Annotated in this window: 27 protein-coding genes, 6 tRNA genes and 1 riboswitch; of the genes, 13 read left to right on the top strand and 20 right to left on the bottom strand. The window is 67.4% G+C overall.

Going from position 1 to position 25,583, the window contains the following annotated elements:
* Window positions 1-34: 34 nt before the first annotated feature.
* On the bottom strand, window positions 35-490 hold the full coding sequence (hisI, locus tag VIK36_RS08965) for a phosphoribosyl-AMP cyclohydrolase (protein WP_324644826.1): 456 nt from the start codon (window positions 488-490) through the stop codon (window positions 35-37).
* A 112-nt stretch (window positions 491-602) separates the two neighbouring features.
* Here hisI and VIK36_RS08960 point away from each other — a divergent pair, with 112 nt between their 5' ends.
* Complete coding sequence (locus VIK36_RS08960; RefSeq protein ID WP_110544633.1) at window positions 603-1,247, top strand: TIGR03085 family metal-binding protein; 645 nt, start codon at window positions 603-605, stop codon at window positions 1,245-1,247.
* A gap of 146 nt (window positions 1,248-1,393) precedes the next feature.
* On the opposite strand, the gene hisF is transcribed toward VIK36_RS08960, so the two are convergent.
* The 14 genes from hisF to VIK36_RS08890 all read right to left on the bottom strand — a co-directional run bounded on the left by hisF (window position 1,394) and on the right by VIK36_RS08890 (window position 12,699).
* Window positions 1,394-2,170, bottom strand: coding sequence for an imidazole glycerol phosphate synthase subunit HisF (gene hisF, locus VIK36_RS08955; protein ID WP_255175221.1), 777 nt, complete (start codon window positions 2,168-2,170; stop codon window positions 1,394-1,396).
* 40 nt (window positions 2,171-2,210) lie between these two features.
* Window positions 2,211-3,071 (bottom strand): ATP phosphoribosyltransferase, encoded by an 861-nt coding sequence (gene hisG / locus VIK36_RS08950; protein WP_159632138.1) that lies wholly within the window; start codon window positions 3,069-3,071, stop codon window positions 2,211-2,213.
* A gap of 81 nt (window positions 3,072-3,152) precedes the next feature.
* Window positions 3,153-3,416, bottom strand: a complete 264-nt coding sequence (locus VIK36_RS08945; protein ID WP_009358176.1) for a phosphoribosyl-ATP diphosphatase — start codon at window positions 3,414-3,416, stop codon at window positions 3,153-3,155.
* A 104-nt stretch (window positions 3,417-3,520) separates the two neighbouring features.
* Window positions 3,521-4,009: a 6,7-dimethyl-8-ribityllumazine synthase gene (gene ribH / locus VIK36_RS08940; protein ID WP_224025738.1), complete on the bottom strand. Its 489-nt coding sequence runs from the start codon at window positions 4,007-4,009 to the stop codon at window positions 3,521-3,523.
* Between the two features lie 33 nt (window positions 4,010-4,042).
* Window positions 4,043-4,777 carry a GTP cyclohydrolase II gene (gene ribA / locus VIK36_RS08935; RefSeq protein WP_324644825.1) on the bottom strand — a complete coding sequence of 245 codons (735 nt, stop codon included), beginning with the start codon at window positions 4,775-4,777 and terminating at the stop codon, window positions 4,043-4,045.
* A complete protein-coding gene (gene ribB / locus VIK36_RS08930; protein WP_324645259.1) occupies window positions 4,774-5,472 on the bottom strand; it encodes a 3,4-dihydroxy-2-butanone-4-phosphate synthase in 699 nt (232 codons plus the stop codon). The genes ribA and ribB overlap by 4 nt, the downstream gene beginning before the upstream one ends.
* Window positions 5,473-5,555: 83 nt before the next feature.
* On the bottom strand, window positions 5,556-6,218 hold the full coding sequence (locus VIK36_RS08925) for a riboflavin synthase (RefSeq protein ID WP_324644824.1): 663 nt from the start codon (window positions 6,216-6,218) through the stop codon (window positions 5,556-5,558).
* Window positions 6,218-7,357, bottom strand: coding sequence for a bifunctional diaminohydroxyphosphoribosylaminopyrimidine deaminase/5-amino-6-(5-phosphoribosylamino)uracil reductase RibD (gene ribD / locus VIK36_RS08920; protein ID WP_324645258.1), 1,140 nt, complete (start codon window positions 7,355-7,357; stop codon window positions 6,218-6,220). Before ribD ends, VIK36_RS08925 begins: the two co-directional genes overlap by 1 nt.
* Window positions 7,358-7,528: 171 nt before the next feature.
* Window positions 7,529-7,677: riboswitch (FMN riboswitch) on the bottom strand.
* Window positions 7,678-7,716: 39 nt separating this feature from the next.
* A complete protein-coding gene (gene rpe, locus VIK36_RS08915) occupies window positions 7,717-8,394 on the bottom strand; it encodes a ribulose-phosphate 3-epimerase (RefSeq protein WP_255175218.1) in 678 nt (225 codons plus the stop codon).
* Window positions 8,395-8,443: 49 nt separating this feature from the next.
* Window positions 8,444-10,075: an RsmB/NOP family class I SAM-dependent RNA methyltransferase gene (locus VIK36_RS08910; RefSeq protein ID WP_324644823.1), complete on the bottom strand. Its 1,632-nt coding sequence runs from the start codon at window positions 10,073-10,075 to the stop codon at window positions 8,444-8,446.
* Entirely contained in the window at window positions 10,072-10,992 is a 921-nt protein-coding gene (gene fmt, locus VIK36_RS08905) for a methionyl-tRNA formyltransferase (protein ID WP_324644822.1), read from the bottom strand. The genes VIK36_RS08910 and fmt overlap by 4 nt, the downstream gene beginning before the upstream one ends.
* A complete protein-coding gene (gene def, locus VIK36_RS08900; protein ID WP_324644821.1) occupies window positions 10,989-11,591 on the bottom strand; it encodes a peptide deformylase in 603 nt (200 codons plus the stop codon). The genes fmt and def overlap by 4 nt, the downstream gene beginning before the upstream one ends.
* A 77-nt stretch (window positions 11,592-11,668) precedes the next feature.
* The gene (locus tag VIK36_RS08895; RefSeq protein ID WP_224025732.1) at window positions 11,669-12,523 is read right to left on the bottom strand and encodes a cytochrome; all 855 of its coding nucleotides are present in this window, start codon (window positions 12,521-12,523) and stop codon (window positions 11,669-11,671) included.
* Between the two features lie 104 nt (window positions 12,524-12,627).
* Window positions 12,628-12,699: transfer RNA gene (locus tag VIK36_RS08890), tRNA-Val, on the bottom strand.
* 338 nt (window positions 12,700-13,037) lie between these two features.
* On the opposite strand from VIK36_RS08890, the gene VIK36_RS08885 reads away from it, so the two are divergent.
* The 7 genes from VIK36_RS08885 to VIK36_RS08855 all read left to right on the top strand — a co-directional run bounded on the left by VIK36_RS08885 (window position 13,038) and on the right by VIK36_RS08855 (window position 15,351).
* Window positions 13,038-13,110, top strand: a tRNA-Gly gene (locus VIK36_RS08885).
* Between the two features lie 47 nt (window positions 13,111-13,157).
* Window positions 13,158-13,228 (top strand) — tRNA-Cys (locus VIK36_RS08880).
* 37 nt (window positions 13,229-13,265) lie between these two features.
* Window positions 13,266-13,337, top strand: a tRNA-Val gene (locus tag VIK36_RS08875).
* A gap of 57 nt (window positions 13,338-13,394) precedes the next feature.
* A tRNA-Gly gene (locus VIK36_RS08870) sits at window positions 13,395-13,467 on the top strand.
* A 33-nt stretch (window positions 13,468-13,500) separates the two neighbouring features.
* A tRNA-Val gene (locus VIK36_RS08865) sits at window positions 13,501-13,572 on the top strand.
* Window positions 13,573-13,720: 148 nt separating this feature from the next.
* Window positions 13,721-13,984, top strand: a complete 264-nt coding sequence (locus tag VIK36_RS08860) for an antitoxin (RefSeq protein WP_255175213.1) — start codon at window positions 13,721-13,723, stop codon at window positions 13,982-13,984.
* Between the two features lie 140 nt (window positions 13,985-14,124).
* Window positions 14,125-15,351, top strand: a complete 1,227-nt coding sequence (locus VIK36_RS08855; protein ID WP_324644820.1) for a benzoate/H(+) symporter BenE family transporter — start codon at window positions 14,125-14,127, stop codon at window positions 15,349-15,351.
* On the opposite strand, the gene zapE is transcribed toward VIK36_RS08855, so the two are convergent.
* Window positions 15,348-16,385, bottom strand: coding sequence for a cell division protein ZapE (zapE, locus tag VIK36_RS08850; RefSeq protein ID WP_224025730.1), 1,038 nt, complete (start codon window positions 16,383-16,385; stop codon window positions 15,348-15,350). The two genes, VIK36_RS08855 and zapE, sit on opposite strands and share 4 nt — an antisense overlap.
* A gap of 215 nt (window positions 16,386-16,600) precedes the next feature.
* Here zapE and VIK36_RS08845 point away from each other — a divergent pair, with 215 nt between their 5' ends.
* Genes VIK36_RS08845 through ybaK form a run of 3 tightly spaced genes read left to right on the top strand, consistent with a single transcriptional unit; the run spans window position 16,601 to window position 18,531 of the window.
* Window positions 16,601-17,527, top strand: a complete 927-nt coding sequence (locus tag VIK36_RS08845) for a sulfurtransferase (protein WP_324644819.1) — start codon at window positions 16,601-16,603, stop codon at window positions 17,525-17,527.
* A gap of 28 nt (window positions 17,528-17,555) precedes the next feature.
* On the top strand, window positions 17,556-18,008 hold the full coding sequence (locus VIK36_RS08840) for a SufE family protein (protein WP_324644818.1): 453 nt from the start codon (window positions 17,556-17,558) through the stop codon (window positions 18,006-18,008).
* Window positions 18,009-18,018: 10 nt separating this feature from the next.
* Window positions 18,019-18,531, top strand: a complete 513-nt coding sequence (ybaK, locus tag VIK36_RS08835) for a Cys-tRNA(Pro) deacylase (RefSeq protein WP_324644816.1) — start codon at window positions 18,019-18,021, stop codon at window positions 18,529-18,531.
* Between the two features lie 24 nt (window positions 18,532-18,555).
* On the opposite strand, the gene VIK36_RS08830 is transcribed toward ybaK, so the two are convergent.
* Genes VIK36_RS08830 through VIK36_RS08815 form a run of 4 tightly spaced genes read right to left on the bottom strand, consistent with a single transcriptional unit; the run spans window position 18,556 to window position 24,190 of the window.
* Complete coding sequence (locus VIK36_RS08830) at window positions 18,556-20,343, bottom strand: multicopper oxidase family protein (protein ID WP_324644815.1); 1,788 nt, start codon at window positions 20,341-20,343, stop codon at window positions 18,556-18,558.
* 60 nt (window positions 20,344-20,403) lie between these two features.
* A complete protein-coding gene (locus tag VIK36_RS08825) occupies window positions 20,404-21,288 on the bottom strand; it encodes an SDR family oxidoreductase (RefSeq protein ID WP_324644814.1) in 885 nt (294 codons plus the stop codon).
* Window positions 21,289-21,324: 36 nt separating this feature from the next.
* Window positions 21,325-22,899 carry a succinic semialdehyde dehydrogenase gene (locus tag VIK36_RS08820; RefSeq protein WP_324644813.1) on the bottom strand — a complete coding sequence of 525 codons (1,575 nt, stop codon included), beginning with the start codon at window positions 22,897-22,899 and terminating at the stop codon, window positions 21,325-21,327.
* Window position 22,900: 1 nt separating this feature from the next.
* On the bottom strand, window positions 22,901-24,190 hold the full coding sequence (locus VIK36_RS08815) for an alpha/beta hydrolase family protein (RefSeq protein WP_324644812.1): 1,290 nt from the start codon (window positions 24,188-24,190) through the stop codon (window positions 22,901-22,903).
* A gap of 237 nt (window positions 24,191-24,427) precedes the next feature.
* On the opposite strand from VIK36_RS08815, the gene VIK36_RS08810 reads away from it, so the two are divergent.
* Together VIK36_RS08810 and msrB are read left to right on the top strand one after the other, a co-directional pair.
* Window positions 24,428-24,919, top strand: coding sequence for a hypothetical protein (locus VIK36_RS08810; protein ID WP_255175207.1), 492 nt, complete (start codon window positions 24,428-24,430; stop codon window positions 24,917-24,919).
* A 14-nt stretch (window positions 24,920-24,933) separates the two neighbouring features.
* A complete protein-coding gene (msrB, locus tag VIK36_RS08805; RefSeq protein WP_324644811.1) occupies window positions 24,934-25,452 on the top strand; it encodes a peptide-methionine (R)-S-oxide reductase MsrB in 519 nt (172 codons plus the stop codon).
* Window positions 25,453-25,583 lie beyond the last annotated feature (131 nt).

Raw genomic sequence — 25,583 nt, 5'->3', positions numbered from 1 at the left:
CCGGGTGAAACGCCGGCAGGGCTGTCGCTGCCGCCTAGCCTGCCTGGCCGGCCACCACGTCGAGGTCCCTGCCGTCGAAGCAGGTCCGGGTTCCGGTGTGGCAGGCGGCGCCCACCTGGTCGACGCGCACCAGCAGTGCGTCGCCGTCGCAGTCCATGGCCACGGATTTGACCCACTGGACGTGCCCCGAGGTGTCCCCCTTGCGCCAGTACTCCTGGCGGGAGCGGGAGTAGAACGTCACGCGGCCGGTGGTCATGGTGCGGTGGAGGGCTTCGTCGTCCATCCAGCCAAGCATGAGCACTTCGTTCGTGTCGTACTGCTGCACCACAGCGGCCACCAGGCCTGCGCCGTCGCGCTTGAGCGCGGCGGCCACCTCCTCGGGAAGCGGGCTTGCCGGCGGGGCGGATTCAACGGACGGCGCCGGCACGGACCGCACGGGCGCGGACACGGCGGATCCTGCGGTTTGGACGGGGGTTGGCTGCTCAGACATCGGGTCAAGTCTAGTGCCTCGGCCGGGCCGGTCTCCTGTTGTGAACAACGGCACGCCACCGGCCGCCGCAGTGCTGCCCAACTCCACACCACTCGTGCTAGTTTCACAAGTGATGCATTTCGTCGAACCGTCCCGAGAAGTCCTGGCCGAAACCCTGCTTGCGGCCGGCCCTGATGCGCCCACGCTGTGCAAGGGCTGGCGTACCAGGGACCTTGCCGCGCACCTGTACCTGCGCGAGCGGAAGGCCGCCGTCGGGCTCGGTTTGATCATCAAGCGCCTGGCCAAGGCCTCGGACCAGGCCACCGCAAAGCTGGCCGCCAAGCTCACCAGCAACGAGGACTACGCCCGGCTGGTGAACACCTTCCGCGCCGGGCCGCCGGCCCTCTCCCCGATGAGCATCCGGGCGCTGGACGAAAGCGCCAACCTGATCGAGTACTTCGTGCACACGGAGGACGTCCGGCGCGCCGTGGACCGGTGGGCCCCCCGGGCACTGGACGAGGCCTACTCGGATGCGCTCTGGGACGAACTGGTTAAACGCGCCGCCATTCTCTACCGCGGCGTGGACCTTGGCATTGTCCTGGTCCGCCCGTCCGGGCCGAGGCACGTGGCCAAGCGCGCGCCCGTTTCGGTGGCCATCGTCGGCGAGCCGGGCGAACTGCTGATGCACGCCCATGGCCGCACCCGCCACGCCCTGGTCACGTTCGAAGGCCAGCCGGACGCCGTAGCCCTCCTCCAGTCAGCCGAAGTAGGACTGTAGAAACAAGGTCGCTGACCAGGGTGGGCGAAGGTGGGCCCACGCCCGCGGGGTTCCCTGGCCGAGGAGCCGCTCCGGCGAGGGCCCCAGCCCGAGCTTGCGAGGGCAGGGAGGCGGTGCGGACTTGCGAGGTTAAGGGGCGGTGGGGACTACCTGACTTCGAAGCCTGCCTCGCGGATGGCGTCCTTGACCTGGGACATCATGTTGTCCGGGCCCCAGTGGAAAATTGACGCAGCCAGGACGGCGTCCGCGCCGGCCTCGACGGCGGGCGGGAAGTGCGCCGGCTCCCCCGCGCCGCCGGAGGCGATGATGGGGACCCTGACGGCGGCCCGGACCAGCTTGATGAGTTCGAGGTCGAACCCGTCCTTGGTGCCGTCGGCATCGATGGAGTTCAGCAGGATCTCCCCGACGCCGCGGTCGGCTGCTTCCCTGGCCCATTCGATGGCGTCGATCCCGGTGCCGGTGCGGCCGCCGTGGGTAGTCACTTCGAAGCCCGACGGCGTGGGCCGGGATCCCGGGCGCGTCCGGCGGGCGTCGACGGACAGGACCAGCACCTGGGAACCGAAGTGCCGGGTGATCTCGTCGATGACGTCCGGGCGCGCCACGGCCGCGGTGTTGATGGAGGCTTTGTCCGCGCCGTAGCGCAGGAGCTTGTCCACCTCGGCCACCCCACGGACGCCGCCGCCAACGGTGAGCGGGATGAAGACTTCCTCGGCGGTGCGCCGGACGACGTCGAACGTGGTCTCCCGGTTACCGGACGACGCGGTGACGTCGAGGAAGGTCAGTTCGTCGGCGCCGGCGTTGTCGTAGCGGTGGGCGAGTTCCACGGGGTCGCCGGCATCGCGGAGGCCCTCGAAGTTGACGCCCTTGACGACGCGCCCGGCGTCGACATCAAGGCAGGGAATGACCCGTACTGCTACTGCCATGGGAACTCCTGGTATTCGGTGGTGCTGGGGAAGCCGTTGATCAGATGCGGCAGGCGTGGATGCTGCTGACCAAAATGGCGCGGGCGCCCAGGTCGTACAGTTCATCCATGATCCGGTTGGTTTCCTTCTTGGGCACCATGGACCGGACGGCTACCCAGTCGGAGTCCCGCAGCGGGGAGACGGTGGGCGATTCGAGGCCGGGAGTCAGGCTGGCGGCCTTCTCCACGAGTTCCTTGCGGATGTCGTAGTCCATCAGGACGTACTGGCGCGCCACCAGGACGCCCTGGAGGCGGCGGATGAGGACCTCGATCTCCTTGGCCGTGCCGTTGGCGGCTCCGCCGGCGCCGGTGCGCCGGATCAGGACGGCTTCGGATTTGAGGATGGGTTCGCCGAAGATTTCCATGCCGGCGGCCTTGAGGGTGTTGCCGGTTTCCACGACGTCGGCGATGGCGTCCGCGACGCCGAGGCGCACGGAGGATTCAACGGCGCCGTCGAGCCGGACCACCTTGGCATTGATGCCGCGTTCTGCCAGGTAGTTGCGCAGCAATCCGTCGTAACTGGTGGCAAGGCGCTTGCCTTCGAGCTCGGCGGCGGAACTGAAATCGCCCACCGGGCCGGCAAAGCGGAACGTGGAGGCGGCGAAGCCCAGTGGAAGCAGTTCTTCGGCTTCCACCTCGGCGTCCAGCAGCAGGTCGCGGCCGGTGATGCCGACGTCAAGCGTTCCCCGGCCCACGTATACCGCGATGTCGCGGGGGCGGAGGAAGAAGAACTCAATGTCGTTGTCGGGGTCAACCATGACCAGCTCGCGGCTGTCGCGCCGCTGGCGGTATCCGGCTTCGGAGAGCATGGCGGAGGCGGCTTCGGACAGGGAGCCCTTGTTGGGAACGGCTACTCGCAGCATGGGAAATTCTTTCTGGGTGGAAGGTCTGGGTATCAGGCAATGCAGGCCACAGGAGGCCGGCGGCAGAGCGCCGGCCGGTGGCTACAGATGCTTGTAGACGTCTTCCAGGGTCAGGCCTTTTGCGAGCATCAGAACCTGCAGGTGGTACAACAGCTGGGAGATTTCCTCGGCCGCAGCTTCATCGGATTCATATTCGGCAGCCATCCATACTTCGGCTGCTTCCTCAACGACTTTTTTGCCGATGCCGTGAACACCGGACTCCAATTCAGCGACGGTGCGGGAGCCTTCCGGGCGGGTGGCTGCCTTCTCGCTGAGCTCAGCGAACAGCGTCTCGAAATTCTTCACGCCCTCCAGCCTACTTGCTGCGGCCGTGGGGGCGCTTCCCGGGCGGTTCCATGACGGGCGCGATGTGAGGGAATACACACCGCGCCCGTGCAGGGGGGTGCCGCCTAGCTGCGGTACTGCTTGAGGACGACGGCGGTGGCCAGTGCCGCGGTGACGGCCTCGTGGCCCTTGTCTTCCTTGGAGCCGGGCAGGCCGGCGCGGTCCAGGCCCTGCTGTTCGGTGTCGCAGGTGAGCACGCCGAAGCCCACCGGCACGCCGGTGGAGACGCTGACGTCGGTGAGGCCCGACGTCGCAGCCTGGCAGACGTAGTCGAAGTGCGGCGTGCCGCCGCGGATCACGACGCCGAGGGCCACCACGGCGTCAAAGTGCGGTGCCAGCCGCGCGGCGGCCACGGGAAGTTCGAAGCTGCCGGGAACCCGGAGCACCGTGGGCTCGGCGATCCCGGCATCCTTGGCGGCGCGGAGTGCACCGTCCAGGAGGCCATCCATGATCTGCGTGTGCCAGCTGGCTGCAATGATGGCCAGCTTCAGCTGCGAGGTTTCAGCCGGGTTGAGGGTGCTGAGGTCAATGTCGGGGGCGCCGTGTCCGCTCATGGGTTTCTTGTGTTCCGTTCGTTCGTGAAGACGTCAGTCTTGTTCGTGGTCGTAAGGGGTTTCGGGGGCCGTCACAGGCACGGGAGCCACCTGGGTGTCCAGCACCAGCCGGTGTTCCATGCGGTCCTTCTTGGTGCGCAGGTACCGGATGTTCTGTTCGCGGGAGGGGACCTCTGTGGGAACCATTTCCACGACCGTCACCCCGGCCTTGGCCAGCCTGTTCTGCTTGTCCGGGTTGTTGCTCAGCAGCCGGACTTCATGCAGGCCCATTTCCGCGAGGATCTGGGCCGCGGCCTTGTAGCAGCGGGCATCAACGGGAAGGCCCAGCTGCTCGTTGGCTTCGACGGTGTCAAAGCCCGCTTCCTGCAGCGCGTAGGCCTTGATCTTGTTGGCCAGGCCAATCCCGCGGCCTTCCTGGCCGCGGAGGTAGAGCAGGGTTCCGCCGTTGTCCCGGATCAGCTCCAGCGCGAAGGCGAGCTGTTCCCCGCAGTCGCACCGGTAGGAGCCAAAGACATCCCCGGTGAGGCACTCGGAATGCAGCCGGACAAGGGGAGCTTTTCCGTCGGTGGGAGCATTGGGGGAACTGACGGCCAGATGCTCCACGCCTGTTACGAGGTCTGTCCACGCCTGCGCCACGAAGTCGCCAAAGGCGGTGGGCAGTTGCACCACGGGCCCTCCGCTGACGGGATGGGGCGCTTCACCGGACACCGCGTGGGGCTTCCGGTGACCATTGCGCTGGCTGTCGTCGCTGGCTGCCGCTGCCGTCATCGTTTCTCCTTTTCTTCACCCGGGACCGCCCGGGCATCCTCGTCCGGTGCTCCCCCGGTCCCGGCTTCAAGATACGCCACCAGGTCCTCGATGGAGATCAGGGGGCACCCATGTTCAGCTGCGAACGAACGGAGCCCGTCCAGGCGCATCATTTCGCCGTCGTCGTACACCACTTCCGCGATCACCCCGACGGGTGCAAGGCCTGCCAGGCGGCACAGGTCCACAGCGGCCTCGGTGTGGCCTTGGCGTTCCCGCACACCTCCGTCAACTGCACGGAGCGGGAAAATATGCCCCGGCCGGGTCACGGATGCCGGACCGGCCTGCGGGTCCGCCAGGATGCGCGCGGTCAGGGCCCGGTCCGTTGCGGAGATTCCCGTACTGACGCCGACGGCCGCGTCGCAGGAGACGGTGTAGGCAGTGCCCTTCGCGTCCTCGTTGACAGCCGTCATGGGAGGCAGTGCCAGTGCGTCCGCGCGGTCCCCGGTCAACGGCACGCAGACCACGCCGGAGCTGTACCGGATGGTCCAGCCCATCAGCGCCGGCGTGGCGTGCTGGGCGGCGAAGATGATGTCGCCTTCGTTTTCGCGGTCCTCGTTGTCGACCACCAGCACCGGACGCCCGGCGGCCATGGCGCGCACGGCGTCCGCGATGGGGTCCAGTCCCCGGGCGGGCCCCGAAGATGCCCGGCCGGTCACCGGGTCACCGGATGCCGGGGTGCCGGTCACGGCGTTGGTCTCGGGGTCATGGGCCACGGCGGGCTCCAGGCGTACTGCTGCGTTCACCGTGCACCTCCCGCAATGGCAGCTTCGCCGCTGCCGGCCGGTGCGGCGGTACCGCGGAAGGCAAGCAGCCGTTCGGTGTATTTGGCCAGGACGTCGACTTCAAGATTCACCCGGCTGCCGGTGGTCTTGGTGCCCAGGCCGGTTTCGGCGAGGGTGGTGGGGATCAGGCCCACTTCGAACCAAGGTTCCTGCTCTGCGGCCGGGCTGACTGCCGTCACGGTGAGGGAGACGCCGTCGATGGCGATGGAGCCTTTCTCGGCGATGTAGCGGGCCAGGTTGGCGGGGACGCCGAAGCGCAGCCGCTCCCAGTTGCCCTGGGGTTCCCGTTCGAGCAGGACGCCCACACCGTCCACGTGGCCTTGCACCACGTGGCCGTCCAGGCGCCCGCCTGCGGGAACGCAGCGCTCCAGGTTGACTGAGTCGCCTGCAGTGAGCTCGCCGATGGTGCTCCGGACCAGGGTCTCCCCCATGACGTCGACGCTGAAGTCCTTGCCGTCAATCGCTGTTGCCGTGAGGCAGACCCCGTTGACGGCGATGGAGCCCCCAAGGGCCAGGCCCTCGGTGGAGGCGGGCGCGTGCAGCCGGACGGTGGCGCTGGTGTTGCCGTCGCGCTCGACGGACAGCACCTGCCCCTGCTCGGCAATAATTCCGGTAAACATCAGTAGCCTCCCTGGGCTGGCTCCGCGGCTGTGCGGGTTGGTGGGTGGTCAAGTGCAACGTGCCGTTGCGGTCTGAGGTGGAGTCTGAGGTCCCGGCCCAGCGTCCGGACCGCGCCGCCGTCGGACGCGTCCCATTCCCACTGCTGGGCGTCGGGAAGGCTGGTGATGCCCAGCCCGTTCAGAGCGGGGGTGCCGGATCCCAGCAGGGTGGGCGCCAGGTACACGATCAGTTCGTCAACCAGGCCTGCCGCCAGGAAGGAGCTGAGGATGCTGGACCCGCCCTCCACCATGACGTGCCGGATGCTGGACGAGTACAGCATGGACAACGCTTCGTGCGGGTCGCGGGTGGGAAGGTGGACGGCCAGGCCATCGTCACCGTGGATTGCGGCGCCCTCCGGAATATCACGGAGACCCATGACGGCACGGACCGGCTGCTTGGGCGCGGGATTGCCGGCGGCGTCCCGCGCGGTCAGCCGGGGGTTGTCCACCATCACGGTCTGGGTGCCCACCAGGATGGCGTCGATGCGGCTGCGGATCCCGTGGTTGTCAGCCAGCGACTCCGGGCTGGAGATCCACTGGCTGGTGCCGTCTTCGGCAGCGATGCGGGCGTCCAGGGTCTGCGCAATGTGCAGGGTGACGAACGGCCGCTTGGCAGCCACCGCCTCGAACCACTGCCGGTTCAGGTCCAGCGCCTCGTCGGCACCCAGGCCGCTGCGGACCCTGACACCGGCTGCGCGCAGTGTCGCCGCGCCCCCGGCAGCGGGGTCGTGGGGGTCGTCCACGGCGTAGACCACATCAGTGATCCCGGCCGCGATGATCGCTTCCGTGCACGGTCCGGTGCGGCCCACATGGTTGCAGGGTTCCAGCGTGACCACCATGGTGCAGCCGGACAGGTCCAGGCCGACGGCGGCGGCCTGGGCAATCGCGTCGGCTTCAGCGTGTGCGGTGCCGGCGCCGCGGTGGTAGCCGGCAACGAGCTGCTTGCCGTCAGCGCCTACGACGACGGCGCCCACCAGGGGATTCGCGCCTCGCGGGCCTTTCAGCGCTGCCTGGAGGGCCTGCTCCATGGCGGCCGTTTCGGCGGCGCTGAAGGCAGTGACCACCCCGGCGGCCGGCTGAAGCTTTACGGCGCCCGTCATGAGGCTGCCGTTGCGGAGGTGTGGCCTGCCTTTGAAGCGGCAGGGCTTGCGGCGTTTAAGAGCCATCGCTGGGGGTTCATTCGTGTGTCGTTCCTTCCCTGTCGAACCGCGATGGCTCCGGGGATACGACAGCAGAACGCTGCGGAGCCAAAAGGCTGCGCAGATACAGCTGTACGTGCTTCTCTCATCCAGACTTTAACTGTCGGTACCGGAATTCCACCGGTTCAACCGTCTGCCGGAGCCCCCCTGGGAGAACAACGGCGCGCGGGTCGCGGACTGTCACCGCCGGTTCGGACTTACACCGACCCCGGAGCACGTATGTGTGTTGTTATTGTGCCATAACCGGGAGGGGCTCCCGGTTATTCCGTCGCCGCGCGTAACGTCCGGCTGCCCTTGGCGCGCAGCAGGTCGATGGCAGCGGACGGATCGTCGGCGCCGTAGACGGCGGAACCGGCCACAAAGACGTTCGCCCCGGCCTCGGCGGCCCGGGCAATGGTCTCTTCCGTGATGCCACCGTCAACCTGGATGGCCACCCCCAGTCCGGAGCCCTCCACGGCCGCGCGGGCCCTGCGGATCTTGGGCAGCGTGATGTCCAGGAACGCCTGGCCGCCGAAGCCCGGCTCCACAGTCATGATGAGCAGCATGTCGAGTTCGGGCAGCATGTCAAGGTACGGCTCCACCGGGGTTGCCGGGCGCAGGGCCATCCCCGCTTTGGATCCCCTGCTGCGCAGTTCCCGTGCCAGCTTGATGGGCGCAATGGAAGCTTCGGCGTGGAACGTCACGGAGGCCAGGCCGGCGTCAGCGAAACCAGGCGCCCAGCGGTCCGCGTCGGCGATCATCAGGTGGGCGTCCAGCGGCACGGGGCTGACGGCCTGGATCCGCTGCACGACGGGCAACCCGAGGGTCAGGTTGGGGACGAAGTGGTTGTCCATGACGTCAACGTGCACGGCGTCGGCATTGCTGATCCGCTGCAGTTCGGCCTCAAGGTTCACGAAGTCGGCGGAGAGGATGCTCGGGTTGATGCAGCATTGCGTCACGGGGGTGCCTTTCAAGGTGCGTGGTGGGAAACTCGGGCGTTCTGCCCGGTCAGGCCTTCTTCTTTATCAGGGCAAGGAACATCGCGTCGGTGTGATGGATATGGGGCCAGAGCTGCGCCGTTGACTCGTGGCCTGCGCCCAGGCTGCCGGTCAGGCTTACCGCGTCCAGGGCCGCACCGGCGTCGAGGAGTTCCAGGTCGGGGCGTTTGCGCAGAATGTCGTCCACTACGGCGGTTGTCTCGGCGGGATGCGGTGAACAGGTCACGTAGGCCACCACTCCCCCTGGCCGGACGGCAGCCAGGGCCGAGGCCAGCAGTTCGCGCTGCAGCGGCCCGAGATCTGCAATGTCCTTGGGCGAGCGCCGCCACCGGGACTCGGGCCTGCGGCGCAGAGCCCCCAGGCCGGTGCAGGGAACGTCCACCAGGACACGGTCATACCGCCCGGGCTGCTCACCGCCCACTTCACGGCCGTCACCGGTGCGGACCTGCCAGCTGCCGTGCGGAACGGCGGACAGTGCCTGGCTGACCAGCTTGGCCCGGTGCGGCGCGGGCTCGTTCGCGAGCAGCGTGGCGCCCCGCTGGTGTGCCAGCGCACCAAGGAGCGCGGCCTTCCCGCCGGGACCGGCACAGAGATCAAGCCACGTTTCAGCGTCACCGGCCGTGGGTGCACTTCCAGCGCCGCCCACTCCACCGGGCGCACCAAGGTCCACCGCGGCCAGAGCCCTGGCCACCAGTTGGGAACCGACGTCCTGCACCCTGGTGGTACCGGCGCGGACGGAGGCCAGACGGCCCAGGTCCCCGCCGCTGGAGAGCGCCGAGCCTTCAACCAGTTCCCCGGGGGTGGCACCGTTTTCCAGCGCTTCGTCCAGGCTGCCCAGGCCGGGCAGGGCTACGAGGTTAACCACAGGTGCGTCGTTGTCCGCTTCCAGCAGTTCGTCGATCTCTGCTGCGGAACGGCCGTGGGCTACGAGGGACTGGCGCATGGCCCGGACGATCCACTCAGGGTGGGCGTACCTCACCGCGGCTACCTTCGTAGCATCGGTTTCGCCTTCCACCAGCAGGTCCAGCCATTCCTCCAGGCTGCGGGCGGCGACCTTGCGCAGGACGGCGTTGATCAACGTGGACGGTCCGGCGCCGATCACCGCGCGGGCCAGCCCTACTGTCTGGTCCAGTGCAGCGTGGGCGGGGACCCGCATGGCAAGCAGTTGATGGGCACCGATGCGGAGGGCATCGAGGATGGCCGGGTCAAGCTGGGCCAGGGGGCGGTCCACGCACCGCGCCAGGATGGCGTCATAGGTGCCCTGGCCGCGGAGGGCCCCGTAGCTCAGTTCGGTGGCGAATCCAGCGTCCCGCTTGTCCAGGTGGTGGTGCCGGATCCGTGCGGGCAGCACCAGGTTGGCGTAGGCGTCCTCCGCCCCCACGGCGCGGAGCACTTCGAAGGCCACCAGGCGGGCTGGATCTGCGCGCCTGGTGCGCTGGGACGGCGCCTGCTCGGTGAAGCTCTGTTGCGGCCCGCGGTTGCGTTCCCGCCCCTTGGCGTTCCGCCGGCTGGCGTCACGGGGACCGCCGTTGCCGCGGCCGCCGCCGGCAGGTCCGCCGCTGCCGCCCTGCCCGCCTTTCCCGGCGCTGCTGCGTCCCCCGGCACTTCCCCGTCCGCCTGTATTGCCTCCGGACCCGGTCATTCGAACACCACGCTCTCCAGTGAAGCCAAACCGCGCGCCCAGTCGGGGGCGGCCATCATCTTTTTCCCGGCGGGCTGGATCCGGGTAAGTTCCACCGCGTGCGACCCTGTCCCCACCAGCACGGCTTTGCCGTTCAGTGCCACGGTTCCCGGGGCCAGCCCGGAAACATCCGGCCGCAGCCGCACGGGCTCGAGTTTGACCCGCTGCCCGTCGAGCAGGGTCCAGGCACCGGGCTCGGGGGTGACGCCGCGGGCCTGCCTGCTGATGGCAAGGGCCGGATGCGCCCAGTTCAGGTGGCCATCCTCAAGGGTCAGCTTCGGCGCCAGCGTGACATCGCCGGCCTGTGGCTGCGGCGCTGCTTTTCCGGCATCGATGGCAGAAAGCGTCTGGGCCAGCAGGACCGCGCCGCTGTGGGACAGCCGTTCCAGCAGGTCACCCGCGGTGTCCTGGGGCTTGACGGCCTCCGTCAGGGTGCCGAAGACGGGCCCGGTGTCCAGGCCTTCCTCAAGCTGGAACGTCACGGCGCCGGTGACGTCGTCTCCGGCCATGATGGACCGCTGGACCGGGGCCGCCCCGCGCCAGGCAGGCAGCAGGGAAAAGTGCAGGTTGACCCAGCCGTGCCGCGGAATGCCCAGGGCATCAGGGGGAACCAGTCCGCCATAGGCGACGATGGCCGCGACGTCCGGCTGCACCGCGCTGATGCCGGCTATGGCCGCGGCATCGACGCGCGCGGCACGGATGACCTCGATGCCCAGTTCCGCGGCCCGCTGGGCAACGGGCGACGGCGTCAGCACGCGTTTCCGGCCCACCGGAGCGTCGGGCCGGGTCAGGACGGCAACGACGTTGAAGCCGGCATTTACGAGCGCGTCCAGGGAGGGAACTGCGACGGCGGGTGTCCCCGCGAAGAGGACCCTCACCCGGCTGCTCCGAAGCTGGAGCCGGGGGTGCCGGTTCCGCCAAAGCTTGCCCCGCCGAAGCTTGACCCCACGCTCTTGGCGCGTTTGGCTGTGGTACGTCCGGCGACGGCGTCGTAGTTGGCGTTGCGGATGGACCTCAGCGCCGCCTTCCGGTCCTCGCCCTCGAGGCGGTCGGTGTAAAGGATCCCGTCCAGGTGGTCATTTTCGTGCTGGAAGCAGCGTGCCAGCATCCCTTCGCCGTCAATGGTGACCGGGTTGCCGTGCATGTCAACGCCGGTGACGCGGGTGGCGCGGAAACGGCGGACCGGGAAGCCGAGGCCCGGGATGGACAGGCAGCCTTCCACATGGTCCGGCTGGTAGTCCTCGCTGTTCTCGAGGACAGGGTTGATGATGTGGCCTTCCACCCCGTCGATACGGTAGGTGAAGATGCGCTTGCTGACGCCGATCTGGGGAGCGGCGAGGCCGGCTCCGTCCACGTCCTCCATGGTCTCGGTCATGTCGGCGATCAGTTTGGCAAGGTCGGGTCCGAATTCCGTCACGGGATCGGCAACTGTGCGCAGCACAGGATCGCCGATGATGCGGATATTCAGAATAGCCATGCGCTGGGTGTCCTCACGGTTGGCGGGAAAGTGAACCTGTCCAGTTTAGGTGCAGTCTCTTCACGTGCACCGTCGCCTTAGGCAGTACGGGCCAGGGGCGGGGGTGCGATGGGCAGCAGCGCAGTGCCCGCGCTGATGGTGTCCGCGGAAAGTTCCCAGACCCGGCGGAGGGCGCAGAACTTCCACCAGTGGTGCTTGAGGACCTCAGGGTTGGCCCGGACGGGGCGGACCTCCGTTTCGCCGATGGCCACCGCCAGCAGGACCGGGTCCTCGCCGTACTTCCAGGGCTCCCAGGTCCCCGCCTCCGGATCCACGAGGCTTTCTTCCGCCTTCATGCCGGCAACCAGCTGCATCACCACCTTGTCATCCAGCGGCTTGACCTGGCCGTCCCGCGTTGTGCCCTTGGTCTTGTAGTCGATCAGGCAAATGCGTCCGTTGATCCTGGCCACGAGGTCAAGGGTGCCGGCGTATCCCACCGAGTTGTTCCAGACCGTGATTTCCGGGGCGATGGGCTCCACGCGGAAGAGTTCCCACCACTCGTCGAACCGAACGGCGAAGGCTTCCTCACCGTTGGCGGCCAGGGCGTCGCGGGCTTCCTTCATGGAATGCGGGCGTCCCAGCGCCCGCAGAGCCACTTGCTCGCAGTAGTTGTGGACCCGGTCCCCGCGCCTGGCGGCGTCGTCCCGGTACGTTTCGGCCGCTTTCGCGGCACGGTTGATGGCCTGCTTGATTTTGGCCGGGCTCCCCAGGCAGTCGGAGAGCAGCGGATCGTTGGCCAGGCTGCTGGCACCCATATAGCCGAACCAGCCATCGAGGCCGTGCGGTTGCTGGCTGATCACCGTGGTGATGGACGGTACCGAGAACTGCTCAGACGTTGACCGTGCGTACATCCGGCCGTATTCGGTGGCGTGGGCGAGAAGCGGATCAGTCATACAAAAGACTCTTTCACAGGGGGCCGACAAAATCTCCGGCGGCAGGAGCCGCACGCAAAAAAGGTCCGTTTCCGCTGCTGATGAGCGGAAACGGACCTCTGCGGTGGGCGATACTGGGTTCGAACCAGTGACCTCTTCGGTGTGAACGAAGCGCGCTACCACTGCGCCAATCGCCCCGATGCATTTGAATGCTAGCCCACGTCTGCCCCAATTGAAAAATCGGGCGGCGCCACTTGCAAAGGCACGCTAAAAGGGGGGTCCGCAGCAACGTTGGCCCCCGCCCCGCACCTGAAGGACAGCAGCGCAGCAGGCAGCACAACGTGGGCCGCCGCACCCACCCCGACCGGAATTACACGACTGTAACTCGCATATTCCGCGGAATTCCGCGGTTGCAGGGGCCATGCGGGCCAGCCGCGCCGGGGCGATTTGGAGTTTCCCCGAACCTCCTATATTGTTTTTACTCGTTGGAACGCGAGGAAATGCCGGAAACGGCAAGGAATCAAGCCTCCAAAATGCGGACGTAGCTCAGCTGGTAGAGCACCACCTTGCCAAGGTGGATGTCGCGAGTTCGAATCTCGTCGTCCGCTCGCAGGACACTGTCACAGCAAACATTCTTCGGAATTGACGCTAACACGGTGGGTTGGCCGAGAGGCGAGGCAGCGGCCTGCAAAGCCGTATACACGGGTTCGAATCCCGTACCCACCTCGGTGAAAACCATGGTTTCCGGGTCTCCGGATGCAATGGGCGATTGGCGCAGCGGTAGCGCGCTTCCCTGACACGGAAGAGGTCACTGGTTCGATCCCAGTATCGCCCACTCGGCAAGGCAACTTGCCGGCAGTACCGCCGGATTTTCCGGAACAATCTGCACAATGCGGACGTAGCTCAGCTGGTAGAGCACCACCTTGCCAAGGTGGATGTCGCGAGTTCGAATCTCGTCGTCCGCTCTCTTATATCCCATAAGCCGGTCTTCCGGTTCCGGGCGATTGGCGCAGCGGTAGCGCGCTTCCCTGACACGGAAGAGGTCACTGGTTCGATCCCAGTATCGCCCACACACGAACAGCAGCTCTCCGGAGCTGCTTTTTTCGTTTAAGCCGCATCCGCTGCTGGCGAACGTGATTTCCTTGGCACGCCTTCCGCGCCCGGATAGGATCGAATGCGCAAGGAGCGACCTGGCTCCGCGATAGAAGGGAGGTGCCCGTGGGTTTGATTGACGATCTAAAGGGCAAGGCTCAGGGTCTCATCCGCGGCAACGAGCAAGCTATCAAGGACGGCATCACCAAGGCCGGCGATTTCGTCGACACCAGGACCGGCGGCAAGTACGCAGGCCACGTCGACAAGATCCAGGATGGCGCTTCCAAGCTCGTTGACAAGAACGGCACCCCGGGGCAGGCACCTGCCGCCGAGCAGGTTCCCCCGGCAGCTCCTGGAAATCCGGTTCCGCCGGTTGACAGGGCTCCGTAAAGGATTTGGCCAGGGCTTTGCCCGGCACGTCAAGGAGGTGCGGGTCCCGCCGGGAGGCGGCGCCCGCACCTTTGGCGTTTAAGGGCAACGTTTGCCCCCCGTATTGCCGTCTGGCAAACCTGGGCCGGTAACCTGCCGGTATGCCCAAGTCCCCCGCACCCACCACGGCAGCCAAGCCGGGACTGACCCGGACCGATTCCCGGCCGGTGGTCGCAGGGATCGTCACCGCGCTGGTGGGCTTCACCTCATCCTTTGCCGTGGTTCTGGCCAGCCTCAAGGCAGTCGGCGCTGATCCGGCCCAGGCTGCGTCCGGCCTCCTGGCCGTAACGCTCACCGTCGGGCTCGGCGTGCTGGTGCTCGCTTGGCGTTCCCGGGTCCCGGTGACACTGGCCTGGTCAACGCCGGGCGCGGCGCTGCTTGCGGCATCGGGAGTTCCCGACGGCGGGTGGCCGGCCGCCGTCGGAGCCTTCCTTGGTGCGGGCCTGCTGCTGGCCATGACCGGCCTGGTGCCGGCGCTTGGCAGGCTGATGGCGCGTATCCCGCCCTCCCTGGCCCAGGCCATGCTGGCGGGCGTCCTGCTCCAGCTCTGCCTGGCACCCTTCAAGGCCCTCGGTTCCGTCCCGGCGTTTGCAGCGCCGGTGATCCTGTGCTGGCTGCTGATGATGAAGTTCGCTCCGCGCTGGGCGGTGCCGTCAGCCCTGCTCGCGGCCCTGGGCGTGATCGGAATAACCCTGGCATCGGCTGGAACCCCTGTTGAACCGGCAGCCATGGTCCCGGCACTGGCCTGGACCACACCCACGTTCAGCCTCCAGGCCATGGCGGGCATTGCTCTGCCGTTGTTCGTGGTGACGATGGCCTCGCAAAACATTCCCGGGGTGGCCGTGCTGAGGTCTTTCGGATACGAGGCACCGTGGCGCCCGGCGATGCTCGTCACGGGAGCGGGAACTGTTGCGGGAGCCCCGTTCGGCGGCCACGCCATCAATCTCGCGGCACTCAGTGCTGCCCTGGCCGCCGGCGAGGAAGCCGGCGGGGACCGGAGCAGGAGGTGGATCGCGGGCTTCACGTCCGGCCTGGCCTACCTGGTGCTGGCTGCTTTCTCGGCCGCCCTGGTGTCGGTGGTCAGCAAGGCACCGGCCGGGATGCTGGAAACCGTTGCCGGGCTGGCACTGCTGGGCACCCTCGCCTCGGCGGTCTCGTCAGCCCTGGCGGACCCGGACGACCGGATCGCCCCGGCCGTTACGTTCCTGATGGCCGCGTCCGGCCTGGCGTTCGCCGGGATCGGGTCCGCTTTCTGGGCGCTGCTGGCCGGGCTGGTGGTCCGGCTGGCGCTGCGGCCCCGCGCCCGGCCCGGGAAGAAGTCCGCCTAGGAGGGCTCGTGGTTCTGGCCTTCGCGGGCCAGCGCAGTGAGGCGGGAGACGGCGCGGAAGTACTTCTTCATGTACCCGCCGGCCATCATCTCTTCGGTGAACAGCTTGTCGAAGGGGACGCCGCTGGCCAGGATCGGGACATCCTTGTCGTAGAGCCGGTCTGCAAGGACCACGAACCGCAGCGCTACAGCCTGTTCCGTGATGGTTTCCACGTTGCGCCACACCACGCCGTCAATGCCGTGGATCAGCTGGCGGTAGCGGCTGGGGTGCACTCCGGCCAGGTGGTGGATGAGGGTGGAGAACTCATCCTGGGCCACCGTCTTCCCGTCGAATTCCGCCTTCATGTGCGCGTTGAGCTCGCTGTTCTTCAGCGGCGCCGGTGCGGCCGGGAGGCCACGGTGCCGGAAGTCCTCGCCGTCGATGCGGATCACGTCGAACTGGTCCGCCAGGACCTGGATTTCGCGCTGGAAGTCCACAGCGGCAAACCGGCCATCGCCCAGGGAGCCCGGCAGAGTGTTGGACGTGGCGGCAAGTTTGACCCCGGCGTCAGCCAGCTCGCGCATGAGCCGGGACATCAGGACGGTGTCGCCCGGATCGTCCAGTTCGAATTCGTCGATGCACACGAGCTGGTAGCTGCTCAGCGCGTCCACCGTTTTGCGGAAGGAAAGGGCGCCCACGAGGTTGGTGTACTCCACGAACGTACCGAAGGCCTTGGGGCCGGGCGACGCGTGCCACAGGGAGGCGAGCAGGTGGGTCTTGCCCACGCCGAAACCGCCGTCCAGGTAGATACCCGCCCTGGATTCGTCCTTCTTGCCGAACAGCTTCTTGAAAAGCCCGCCTCCGTTGCCCGACCCCACGCCGTCGGCAAATCCCTCCAGGGCACGCACGGCGGCGGCCTGGCTGGGCTGCTTCGGGTCCGGGCGGTAGCTCGAAAAGGAAACCTCCCCAAACCGGGGCGAGGGGTAGAAGCCCTTAAGGAGTTCGTCCACCGATACTGCCGGAGTGCGGGCGGCAAGCTGTTCGATCTGTACCAAGGTGGTCCGTTCTGCTGGTGGTTGGTCCCCAGAAAGGATACCGGCAATGCACGCCCAACCCGGGCGGGACGCCGTCCTGCCGCCCCGGGGCGTGATGAAGGCAACATTTCGCCCTATTAACGGAATACGGACAACCCCACGGGCGCTGGTTAGTGTGGGAACAGGTTCCAATGGATGTTCCGCGGTTTCCCGTGCTCTTAGTGAAAGGCCAAGCCATGCCCTACCCGGTTGAACAGAATGAGAAGTTCGCAGCCTACGCCCACCCGGAGCGGCTGGTCTCCACTGAGTGGCTTGCTGCCGCCGTTAAAAGCGGTGCCGTGGCCCGCGGCGAACTTATCGTGGTGGAGTCCGACGAGGACGTGCTGCTGTACGAAACCGGCCATATCCCCGGCGCGGTCAAGATCGACTGGCACACGGACCTGAACGACGACGTGGCCCGCGACTACGTTGACGGTGCCGCCTTTGCTGAACTCGCGGCGTCGAAGGGCATTTCCCGCGACAGCACCGTGGTGATCTACGGCGACAAGTCCAACTGGTGGGCCGCCTACGCCCTCTGGGTCTTCACGCTGTTCGGCCACCAGGACGTCCGGCTGCTGGACGGGGGCCGGGACAAGTGGGTTGCCGAAGGCCGCGAACTGACCAGGGACCGCCCTGCTCCCGTTCCCGGTAACTACCCGGTGGTTGAGCGTGACGACGCCCCGATCCGCGCCTTCAAGGATGACGTCCTGGCCCACCTGGGCGCCGGCCCCCTGATCGATGTCCGCTCCCCCGAGGAATACACCGGTCAGCGCACCCACATGCCGGCCTACCCGGAAGAGGGTGCCCTGCGCGGCGGCCACATCCCCACTGCAGCCTCCATCCCGTGGGCACGCGCCGCTGCCGCCGACGGCACCTTCCGCAGCAGGGAGGAACTGGAGGCCATCTATCTCGGCGAGGCCGGCCTGGCGGAAGGCGACGACGTCGTGGCGTACTGCCGCATCGGCGAGCGGTCCAGCCACACCTGGTTCGCCCTCAAGTACCTCCTGGGCTTTGAGACAGTCCGCAACTACGACGGGTCCTGGACTGAGTGGGGCAACGCCGTGCGCGTGCCGATCGTCAAGGGCGCGGAGCGCGGCTCTGTTCCCGTCGCCGTCGGAGCCTGACCCTGCTCCCCCGCGTAGACTTGGAACGATGACTACTCAAGCTTTGCCTTCCGCCCTGGCGGCGATCGTGGACGATTTCCAGGCCCTGTCCGAACCCGAGAGGCTGCAGCTGCTGCTGGAGTTCTCGGAAGGACTGCCGGAACTCCCGGACCGGCTCAAGGACCACCCCGAACTCCTTGAGCAGGTCGTGGAGTGCCAGTCGCCGCTGTTCCTCACCATTGAGACGGGAACCAACGACGACGGCGCCGTCCGCCTTTTCTTCAAGGCGCCGCCCGAGGCGCCCACCACGCGCGGTTTCGCCGGGGTGCTGCACGAGGGCCTGGACGGTTTGACAGCGGAAGAGATCCTGTCGGTGCCGGACGACATGCCGGAGCTGCTGGGACTCACCCGCGCCATCACCCCCCTGCGCATGCGGGGCATGACAGCCATGCTGGGCAGGATCAAGCGCAAGGTTGCCGCAGCATCCCGCAGCCAGGCCTGACCACGCCTTTATGGCACGCAGGAACAACTCCCAGGGAACCCCGGCCACAGCGGCCCTGACCGCGGCCGGGGTTCCCTTTGTGCTGCATCCGTACCCCCATAACCCCTCGGCGGCGAGCTACGGAGCGGAGGCAGCCGAGGCCTTGGGGATCGATCCGTCCCGCGTCTTCAAGACCCTGATGGTGGAAGTTGAGGGCAGGCTCGCGGTGGGCATTGTTCCGGTCAGCGGAACCCTGGACCTGAAGGCGATAGCCACTGCGCTGGGGGCCAAGAAAGCCGCCATGGCCGATCCCGCTGCAGCACAGCGCCGGACCGGCTATGTCCTCGGCGGCATCTCCCCGCTCGGCCAGCGCCAGCCCTCCCCCACGGTGCTGGATTCCAGCGCCCTGGCCCTGGGCACCCTGCTGGTCTCGGGCGGCCGGCGGGGCCTTGACATTGAGCTGGCGCCGGCTGACCTGGTCCGGCTGACAGACGCCGTCACGGCTCCCATCAGCTCACTGGCCGCAGGCAACCTCCGGCCATAGCCGCAGCAGGGGTGGTTCATCCCGCTACTCGATGATGTACCGCTGCATCATCTCGTTGTCCTCGTGCTCCAGGATGTGGCAGTGCCAGACGTACTCGCCACTGAAGGATGAGCCGATGGCCAGCGGGGCTCCGTCCGCCGCCCCTGCCCCGAACGGAACACGGATCCTGGTGACTTCCCCGGGCATGGCAATGACCGTGTCCTTCCAGCCCTGCTCATGTGCCGGCGCCCCTTTCGGGCGTCCGATCAGGAAGGGCCGGACCGGAACGGCGCTGCCGCGGCCCGGCGTCACCAGGCCGGTCCCCGGGTCTACATAGCCGGTGGCTGCCAGGTACCCGTCGACGTCGAATTTTTGCCGGTCGCGGACCTGGAACTGGGTGAAGTGCACATGGATCGGGTGGGCGTCCCCCGTGGTATTGATCAGTTCCCATTCTTCGAGGCTGTCGCTCCGGACCCGGAGAATGTCTTCGCTCTCGAATTTTCGGTTGTTCAGGAGCGCCATGAGGGGAACCCCGGCGGCGTTGGCCACTTCCACCAGTGCCATGGGCCTGATGGCCTCCGGGGCCCTGGCCGCCAGATCGGTGATGGAACAGTCCCGGAGGCTGCCAGGCAGCGGCGCTGTGTAGCCGGCCTGGGATGTCACAGTGAACTGCATGATTTGCGGCAGCGGGAGTCCCCCGAGCTGGATGGTGGCGGGGCCGTCCGGGTAGGGGACGCGGGCACTGTTGGCCAGAACAACCCGTGTGCCGGGCTTGTGTCCGGCGAAATCGATCACGATATCCGCCCGCTCGCCCGGCCCCAGGAGCAGCCTGTTCAGCCGGACCGGTGCGTTGAGCAGGCCGCCGTCCGTTCCTATTTGGAAGAAGGCGAGCGCCGCGCCATCCACTGTGAACTTGAGGTCGTAGAACCGGGCATTGGAGCCGTTGAACATGCGGAGCCGGTACTTCCCCCGGGCCACGTCGAGATTCGGCCGGCACTTGCCGTTGACTGTTGCCGCGTCGCCGAAGAACTCCGGCGCCCAGGGACGCGGTGTTCCGCCGGCAGTGGAAAGGTCCGGGTTCGGCGGGTACGCAAGCGTGCCGTCGGGGTTGAACATCTTGTCCTGGATGATCAGCGGAACTTCATAGGGCGGCGGGGGCAGGTGGGTTCCATCGCCGGTATCTATTCCTGATCCACCTGAGTCCCGCAACAGGTAGCCGCCGGCCAGCCCCGCATAGACATTCAACCGCGTAATGCCGAGCGCGTGGTCGTGGTACCAGAGACCGGCTGCGTCCTGGTCGTTGCCATACCTGTACGTGTAGGAAGCGCCGGGCCTGAATGCCTGCTCGGGGCCGCCGTCGTACTCTGGCCTGGTGTTGCCTCCGTGGAGGTGCACGGACGTCCTGGGCGCTGCAGCATCGTTGCTGCCGGGAGGAACGAGCTCCGCGTCGACGGCGTAGCCAAGGGGATTCCGTTCGATCCCGTTATGGACGGTGAGGCTGAAGGGGGTTCCTTTCCGGGCGACGATGACCGGGCCCAAATATGTACGGGAGGAGGTCCCGTCCTGGTACGCCAGGGTGTCGGCCACACCCATGCCGGCCTGGAAGCGGTGCTGGGCGTTTCGCATCCAGAGAGACGCAGTGCCGCCGGCACTCATGTCCAGGACGCCCAGTTCGGCCAGCGTTGGAAGCTGCTCGGTGAATTGGCCGGCCTGTCCTGGCGTGGCAATTGCCCGCCCGCTTCCCGGTCCATACGGCTGCGTCGCAACGGCCGCACCGGCTGCGGCGCCGGCTTGCAGGAGTTGCCGCCTTGTCAGATACATTGTGAGCCCCATTTCAATTGCCTTGATGGTTCCCCCCTTGCAGCCGACGGTAGGCAGCTCTCTTTGTCAGCGCTAGGGCCGAGTGTCCCCTTCCGGTGAAAGGGCCGAGACCTGCCCTGGGCCTTCCCGGACCGGCTCCCCCGCGCGGCTGCCGGAACGGCCCGTGAAGTGGTCCATGGTGCGGTTGACGCCGAGCACGTCCATGAGCCGGTCAAAGACGCCGACCGGCAGGATCCGCAGGACCGGAAGCAGGTTCACCAGGGGTGGCAGGACCAGTTTCCGGCGGCCGGCCTCGATCGCGTCAAGGACTTCAGCTGCCACGTCCTCCTCCTCAAGGATGGGGAGGAGCCGGGGCCAACGGGTCTGGACGCCGTCGAACATTCCTGTGTTGATGTAGTAGGGGCAGACCACCAGCGTGTTGACCCCGGTCTGGTCCGTCCGGAGCTCGGCCCGCAGTGACTCGGTGAAACCGAACGCGGCGAATTTGCTGGCGGAGTAGTCCGTCTGCCGGGCGACGCCCACCATCCCCGCAGCACTGGCAATGGTGACCACGGTGCCGTGCCCCCGCTCTGCCATCCCGCCGAGGAAGGCGCGGGTGACCCAGTACAGGGCCATGACGTTGACGTGCATGGTCCGTTCGATGGCCTCATCCGTCGCATCAAGGAGCCGGTGCCCGCTGACCACCCCGGCGTTGTTCACCAGCACATCCACCGGCCCCGTCCTGGCCGCGGCGGCCTTGACCGCCTCCCGGTCCGTGACATCCACGGCATGGGCTTCAGCCTGCGCGCCGGCAGCCCGGATTTCGTCGCTGACCGCTGCTCCCGCTGCCGCGTCCACATCCCAGATCACCACCCGGCTCCCGCGCCGGGCGGCGCCGAGCGCCATGCGGCGGCCCAGTCCGCTTCCCCCTCCCGTGACCAACAGTGTTGCACCGGAAAGTCTGGTTCCTTTGGCCATCTCAGTTCTCCTCGGATCTTGGCACAGGCTTTGTCCTCAGCGGTTTCGGGAAAGGCGGCCCATCAAGGTGATGGCCGTTTTCATGATCCGTGCGTAGGCATGGTTGGACATCCCGGGAGCGGGAGCAACCTGGAGCAGCCGCTGCACGGCGATGGTCTGCGGTTCCGTGTATTTGAGGATGCCTTCCCGGCCGTGGCGGCGACCCGCGCCGGAATCCTTCATGCCGCCGATCGGTGCATCGTGGGAGGCCCAGGTGGCTGCGTAGCCCTCATTGACGTTGACGGTCCCCGTCTGGAGTCTGCGGGCCACTGCTTCCCCGCGGCGGGCGGACCAGACGCTGGCGTTGAGCCCAAAGTCCGAGTCGTTGGCCAGGGCGACGGCGGCGTCGTCGTCGGCCGCCCGGTAGACGGCAACCACCGGCCCGAACGTCTCTTCCCGGGCAAGGAGCATGTCCTCCGTTACCCCGGCCAGGACGGTGGGTTCGTAGAACAACGGCCCCAGGTCCGGCCGGCGCCGTCCTCCGGCCAGGAGGTGGGCGCCTTTGGCGAGCGCATCCTGGACGTGGCGGTCCACCCGCTCCACCTGTGCCGTACTGATAAGCGACCCCATGCCAATGTCCCAGTCCGGACCGGACCCCATCCGGATGTCCTTCACCTTGGCTGTGAACGCCGCCAGGAAACGGTCATAAAGGTCAGCATGAACGTAGATCCGCTCAATGCTGACGCACAGCTGCCCGGAGTTGGAGAAGCAGGCGTGCACTGCGCCGGCAGCCGCCTTGCCTGCGTCCGCATCCGCGAGCACCAGCATGGGGTTCTTGCCGCCCAGTTCGGCGGAGAAGCCGATCAGCCGCTCAGCGCACTGCCTGGCGACGGTCTTGCCGGTCTTGGACGATCCCGTGAACATCAGGAAGTCCACCCGCCCGATCAAGGCAGGCCCTATCTCCGTGCCCGGCCCGGTGACGATCCGGAACAGGTCCGCCGGAAGGCCCGCCTCCCGCAGGAACCTGAGCATGAGCAGGGCCGTGAAGGGCGTCTGCGAGTCAGGCTTCAGGACGATGCCGTTGCCCGCCAGCAGGGCCGGGATGGCGTCCGAAACCGCAAGGGTCAATGGATAGTTCCAAGGGCTGATGACACCCACAACCCCCTTGGGCACCCGGTATTCCGTGGTGCGGGTGAGGAGCGGGGCCGCGCCCTTCCGGCGGCGCGGGCGGAGATACCGGTCAGCGGTCCGCTCGTAATAACCGGCCGTCAGGACGACGTCCGCGAACTCCTCGAAGGCGCTCAACCTGGACTTGCCGCTCTCTGCCTGGACCAGGTCAAGGACATCCTGCTCGCGGTCCAGGAGCAGCGCCACGAACCGCCGGATCACCGCTCGGCGTTCGGCGATTGGCTGGGCTGCCCACTGCCGCTGCGCCATGCGTGCGGTCTCGACGGCGGCATGGACGTCGTCCGGGGTGCATACGGGCACTTCACCCACCACTGAACCGTCGAAGGGCGCGTGCGAGGCCTGCGCCGGCCGGCCGGGGCCCGCCGACGCCACCAGTCCGGCAAGCTCCGCCGCCAGCTCCCGGCCACGGCCGGTCACAGTTCCTGCAGGGCGTGCTTTCACCATGTCAGGCACCCGCCTGCGTGGGCCCGGCCGGAGATTCCGCCATGCGTCCAGCGGTCAGGCCGGGGCCGGCGCCGGGATTTAGGCGCGGAGCGAGCTGCTGGCGCAGCCAGGCCTTCACCAGCCGCTCCCAGCGTTCGGGGTCCACATTCCATTCCTTCGTATGCCGTGCGTGGTTGAACGTCTCGAACGTCACCATCTCCGGGTTCCGCTCGGCCAGCAGGGCCGACGGTCCGTACGGTACATACTCGTCGTCGACGCTGTGGATGATCAGTGTTGGCGTCCGCAGCTCGACGGCCCGGGACACCCAGTCCATGACTTTCAGGTCCACGGGCGCCGAGAGGCCCGTGAGCCTGCGTCCCAGCGGGTGGCCCAGCATCAGCTGGCCGTACCTGCCCACCAGCGACGGAATCCGGTTCAGCTGCGCGTGGTGCGCCAGCACTGTTACCCAGTCGATGACCGGCGCGTCCAGCACCATCGCCCTGATCAGGTGGCGGTGGCGGGAGAGATCCGCGGTCTGCAGGCAAATGGCCCCTCCCATGGACCAGCCGAACAGGACAACTTCCTCGGCACCGTTGGCCAGCGCGTACCCGATGGCAGCCTCGATATCCTGCCACTCCGTCGAGCCCAGGCCGTAGCGGCCGTCATCGGCCGACGGTGCCAGCCCGTCATTCCGGTAGGACACCAGCAGGCTGGTAAGGCCGAGTTCCAGCGCCGGTCCCACCGCCCGCAGCGCTTCCTGCCGGGTGGCGCCCCGCCCGTGCACCATGATGGCCCAGGTCCGGGCAGCCCCCTTTGCCCGGACCAGCCAGGCGGGAGCTTCGCCGCGCTCAACGGGAATCAGGACGTCCTCGGCAGGGATTCCGACGGCGGCCGGGTCCGGGTAGGTGGCACCGCTCCACCATCCCCAGCGGGCCGTGGAGAGATCCCCGCTGTACACGGCTTCGACCTCGCGCAGGACAGTCCGCTCGGCGGGCGAGTAGGACACGATACGGCCGATCCGCGCGTGCCCTTTGCCGCCGTCGAAGAAGAACCCGTAGACGCCGTCCACCGTGGTGTCATCATCGGCGGCCAGGATCACTTGCAGCTTCTGCCCGTCCCGGATCACCGCCAGGACTTCCTTGTCGGCCGCCCGCTGCCGTGCCGGAGTGATGACCCGGCGCGCGAAATACACGGCGAGCGCCGAGGAACCCGCTCCCAGCAGGCCTGCCACCGTGCCGCCGGCGATGGCGCCGCCAACGGCCCACTTGGCCCCCGGCGACACCCCAACGGATTCCCTGGTGGATGCAGTCATTGCAGGGCGCGCTCGCCGGAAAGGTGCCATGGGACTATTCTTACCGGCCCTGCCGCAGATACCCGCATTCCAGCACCCGGGCGGCACGGCGCCGCCAGACCGGCACGGGAGGGGCCCCGTGCCGGGTGCCGGCCGGCGCAGAGGCCGGCAAGTGTCGAGACCGGTGCAGTTCAAGGGCCGGCGCAGTTCAACGGCAGGTGCAGTGCGGGGGCCAGCGGGCGGGACTAGGCTAAGGCCATGAGTGATCCCATCGTCATCCTGACTGAAGAACCCCTGGGCGCGGACGACCGCGTTAACATCGAACGGCTTGTGGATGGCGCGGACAGCCGCCTGCTGGTCCTGGTCCCGGCGAATACCGAGCGGCACCTGCTGGTGGACTTCCTTGAGAACCTGTCCATGCTGGACGTTGCCAAGGCTTTCCGCGAGCTCGCCGCCCGCAACCCTGATGCCGCCACCGAACGGGCGCACGCCGACGACACGCTGGCGGCCTCCCTCGCGGCGCTCGAGGGACTGGGCTCCGGTGTGACCGGCCAGGTGGTGGACGGCAAGGCCGTTGACAGCCTGGTGGCAAAGGTCCGCGAAACCGGCGCTTCCCAGGCCGTCGTGATCACGCGGCCGCATGCCGTGGCCGATACGTTCCACACTGACTGGGCCAACAAGGCCCAGGACCAACTCGGCGTCCCCGTGCTCCACCTGTACGCGGGCTCGGGATTTATCGGCGACTCCTAAGCGTTGGGAAAGCTATGAGCATCTTTGGAAACAGCATCTACGGCAACAGGGCACCAGGCGTTGGTGCCGGAACGCAGCATGGCAGCGCACAGGGGGCTGCGGACAGCGAGGCCTCTGTCCAGAAAAGTGATGCCCAGTGGCGGGAGGAACTGACTCCGGAGGAATACCACGTCCTGCGCCAGGCAGGGACGGAACGGCCATACACCGGCGAATACTGGGACACCCATACGGAGGGCGTGTACCAGTGCCGCGCGTGCGGCGCTGAACTGTTCACCAGCAATGAGAAGTTCGATTCCCACTGCGGCTGGCCCTCCTTCTGGGCCCCTTTGACTGAGGGCAAAGTGCGCTACATCCATGACCGCACCCTGGGCATGGACAGGATCGAAGTGCGGTGCGCCTCCTGCGACTCGCACCTGGGCCATGTGTTCGAGGGTGAGGGCTACGGAACGCCCACCGACCAGCGCTACTGCATCAACTCGGTCTCCCTCCGGCTCGTGGGCAAAGAGGCGTCCGGCGACGGACCCCAGGGCTAAGCGATAGGCATCGCGGGAGATCCCCCGCAACCCGTCCAGGCAGAACCGGCCCCCAGCTGTTCCCACAGCCGGGGGCCGGTCTCGTTCCTCCCCAGCGGGGCCCGAGACTAAGAACTTCTTATTCAAACACC

Origin of the sequence: Pseudarthrobacter sp. LT1 (assembly GCF_035621795.1) — a bacterium.
Taxonomy (GTDB): domain Bacteria; phylum Actinomycetota; class Actinomycetes; order Actinomycetales; family Micrococcaceae; genus Arthrobacter.
This window is presented reverse-complemented; position numbering and strand designations above follow the sequence as displayed.

Coding starts and splice junctions, on each gene's coding strand:
- hisI (WP_324644826.1), bottom strand. CDS start 490: ATGTCTGAGCAGCCAACCCCCGTCCAAACCGCAGGATCCGCCGTGTCC.
- VIK36_RS08960 (WP_110544633.1), top strand. CDS start 603: ATGCATTTCGTCGAACCGTCCCGAGAAGTCCTGGCCGAAACCCTGCTT.
- hisF (WP_255175221.1), bottom strand. CDS start 2,170: ATGGCAGTAGCAGTACGGGTCATTCCCTGCCTTGATGTCGACGCCGGG.
- hisG (WP_159632138.1), bottom strand. CDS start 3,071: ATGCTGCGAGTAGCCGTTCCCAACAAGGGCTCCCTGTCCGAAGCCGCC.
- ribH (WP_224025738.1), bottom strand. CDS start 4,009: ATGAGCGGACACGGCGCCCCCGACATTGACCTCAGCACCCTCAACCCG.
- ribA (WP_324644825.1), bottom strand. CDS start 4,777: ATGACGGCAGCGGCAGCCAGCGACGACAGCCAGCGCAATGGTCACCGG.
- VIK36_RS08925 (WP_324644824.1), bottom strand. CDS start 6,218: ATGTTTACCGGAATTATTGCCGAGCAGGGGCAGGTGCTGTCCGTCGAG.
- ribD (WP_324645258.1), bottom strand. CDS start 7,357: ATGACGGGCGCCGTAAAGCTTCAGCCGGCCGCCGGGGTGGTCACTGCC.
- VIK36_RS08910 (WP_324644823.1), bottom strand. CDS start 10,075: ATGACCGGGTCCGGAGGCAATACAGGCGGACGGGGAAGTGCCGGGGGA.
- def (WP_324644821.1), bottom strand. CDS start 11,591: ATGGCTATTCTGAATATCCGCATCATCGGCGATCCTGTGCTGCGCACA.
- VIK36_RS08895 (WP_224025732.1), bottom strand. CDS start 12,523: ATGACTGATCCGCTTCTCGCCCACGCCACCGAATACGGCCGGATGTAC.
- VIK36_RS08855 (WP_324644820.1), top strand. CDS start 14,125: ATGCCCAAGTCCCCCGCACCCACCACGGCAGCCAAGCCGGGACTGACC.
- VIK36_RS08845 (WP_324644819.1), top strand. CDS start 16,601: ATGCCCTACCCGGTTGAACAGAATGAGAAGTTCGCAGCCTACGCCCAC.
- VIK36_RS08840 (WP_324644818.1), top strand. CDS start 17,556: ATGACTACTCAAGCTTTGCCTTCCGCCCTGGCGGCGATCGTGGACGAT.
- ybaK (WP_324644816.1), top strand. CDS start 18,019: ATGGCACGCAGGAACAACTCCCAGGGAACCCCGGCCACAGCGGCCCTG.
- VIK36_RS08830 (WP_324644815.1), bottom strand. CDS start 20,343: ATGGGGCTCACAATGTATCTGACAAGGCGGCAACTCCTGCAAGCCGGC.
- VIK36_RS08825 (WP_324644814.1), bottom strand. CDS start 21,288: ATGGCCAAAGGAACCAGACTTTCCGGTGCAACACTGTTGGTCACGGGA.
- VIK36_RS08820 (WP_324644813.1), bottom strand. CDS start 22,899: ATGGTGAAAGCACGCCCTGCAGGAACTGTGACCGGCCGTGGCCGGGAG.
- VIK36_RS08815 (WP_324644812.1), bottom strand. CDS start 24,190: ATGACTGCATCCACCAGGGAATCCGTTGGGGTGTCGCCGGGGGCCAAG.
- VIK36_RS08810 (WP_255175207.1), top strand. CDS start 24,428: ATGAGTGATCCCATCGTCATCCTGACTGAAGAACCCCTGGGCGCGGAC.
- msrB (WP_324644811.1), top strand. CDS start 24,934: ATGAGCATCTTTGGAAACAGCATCTACGGCAACAGGGCACCAGGCGTT.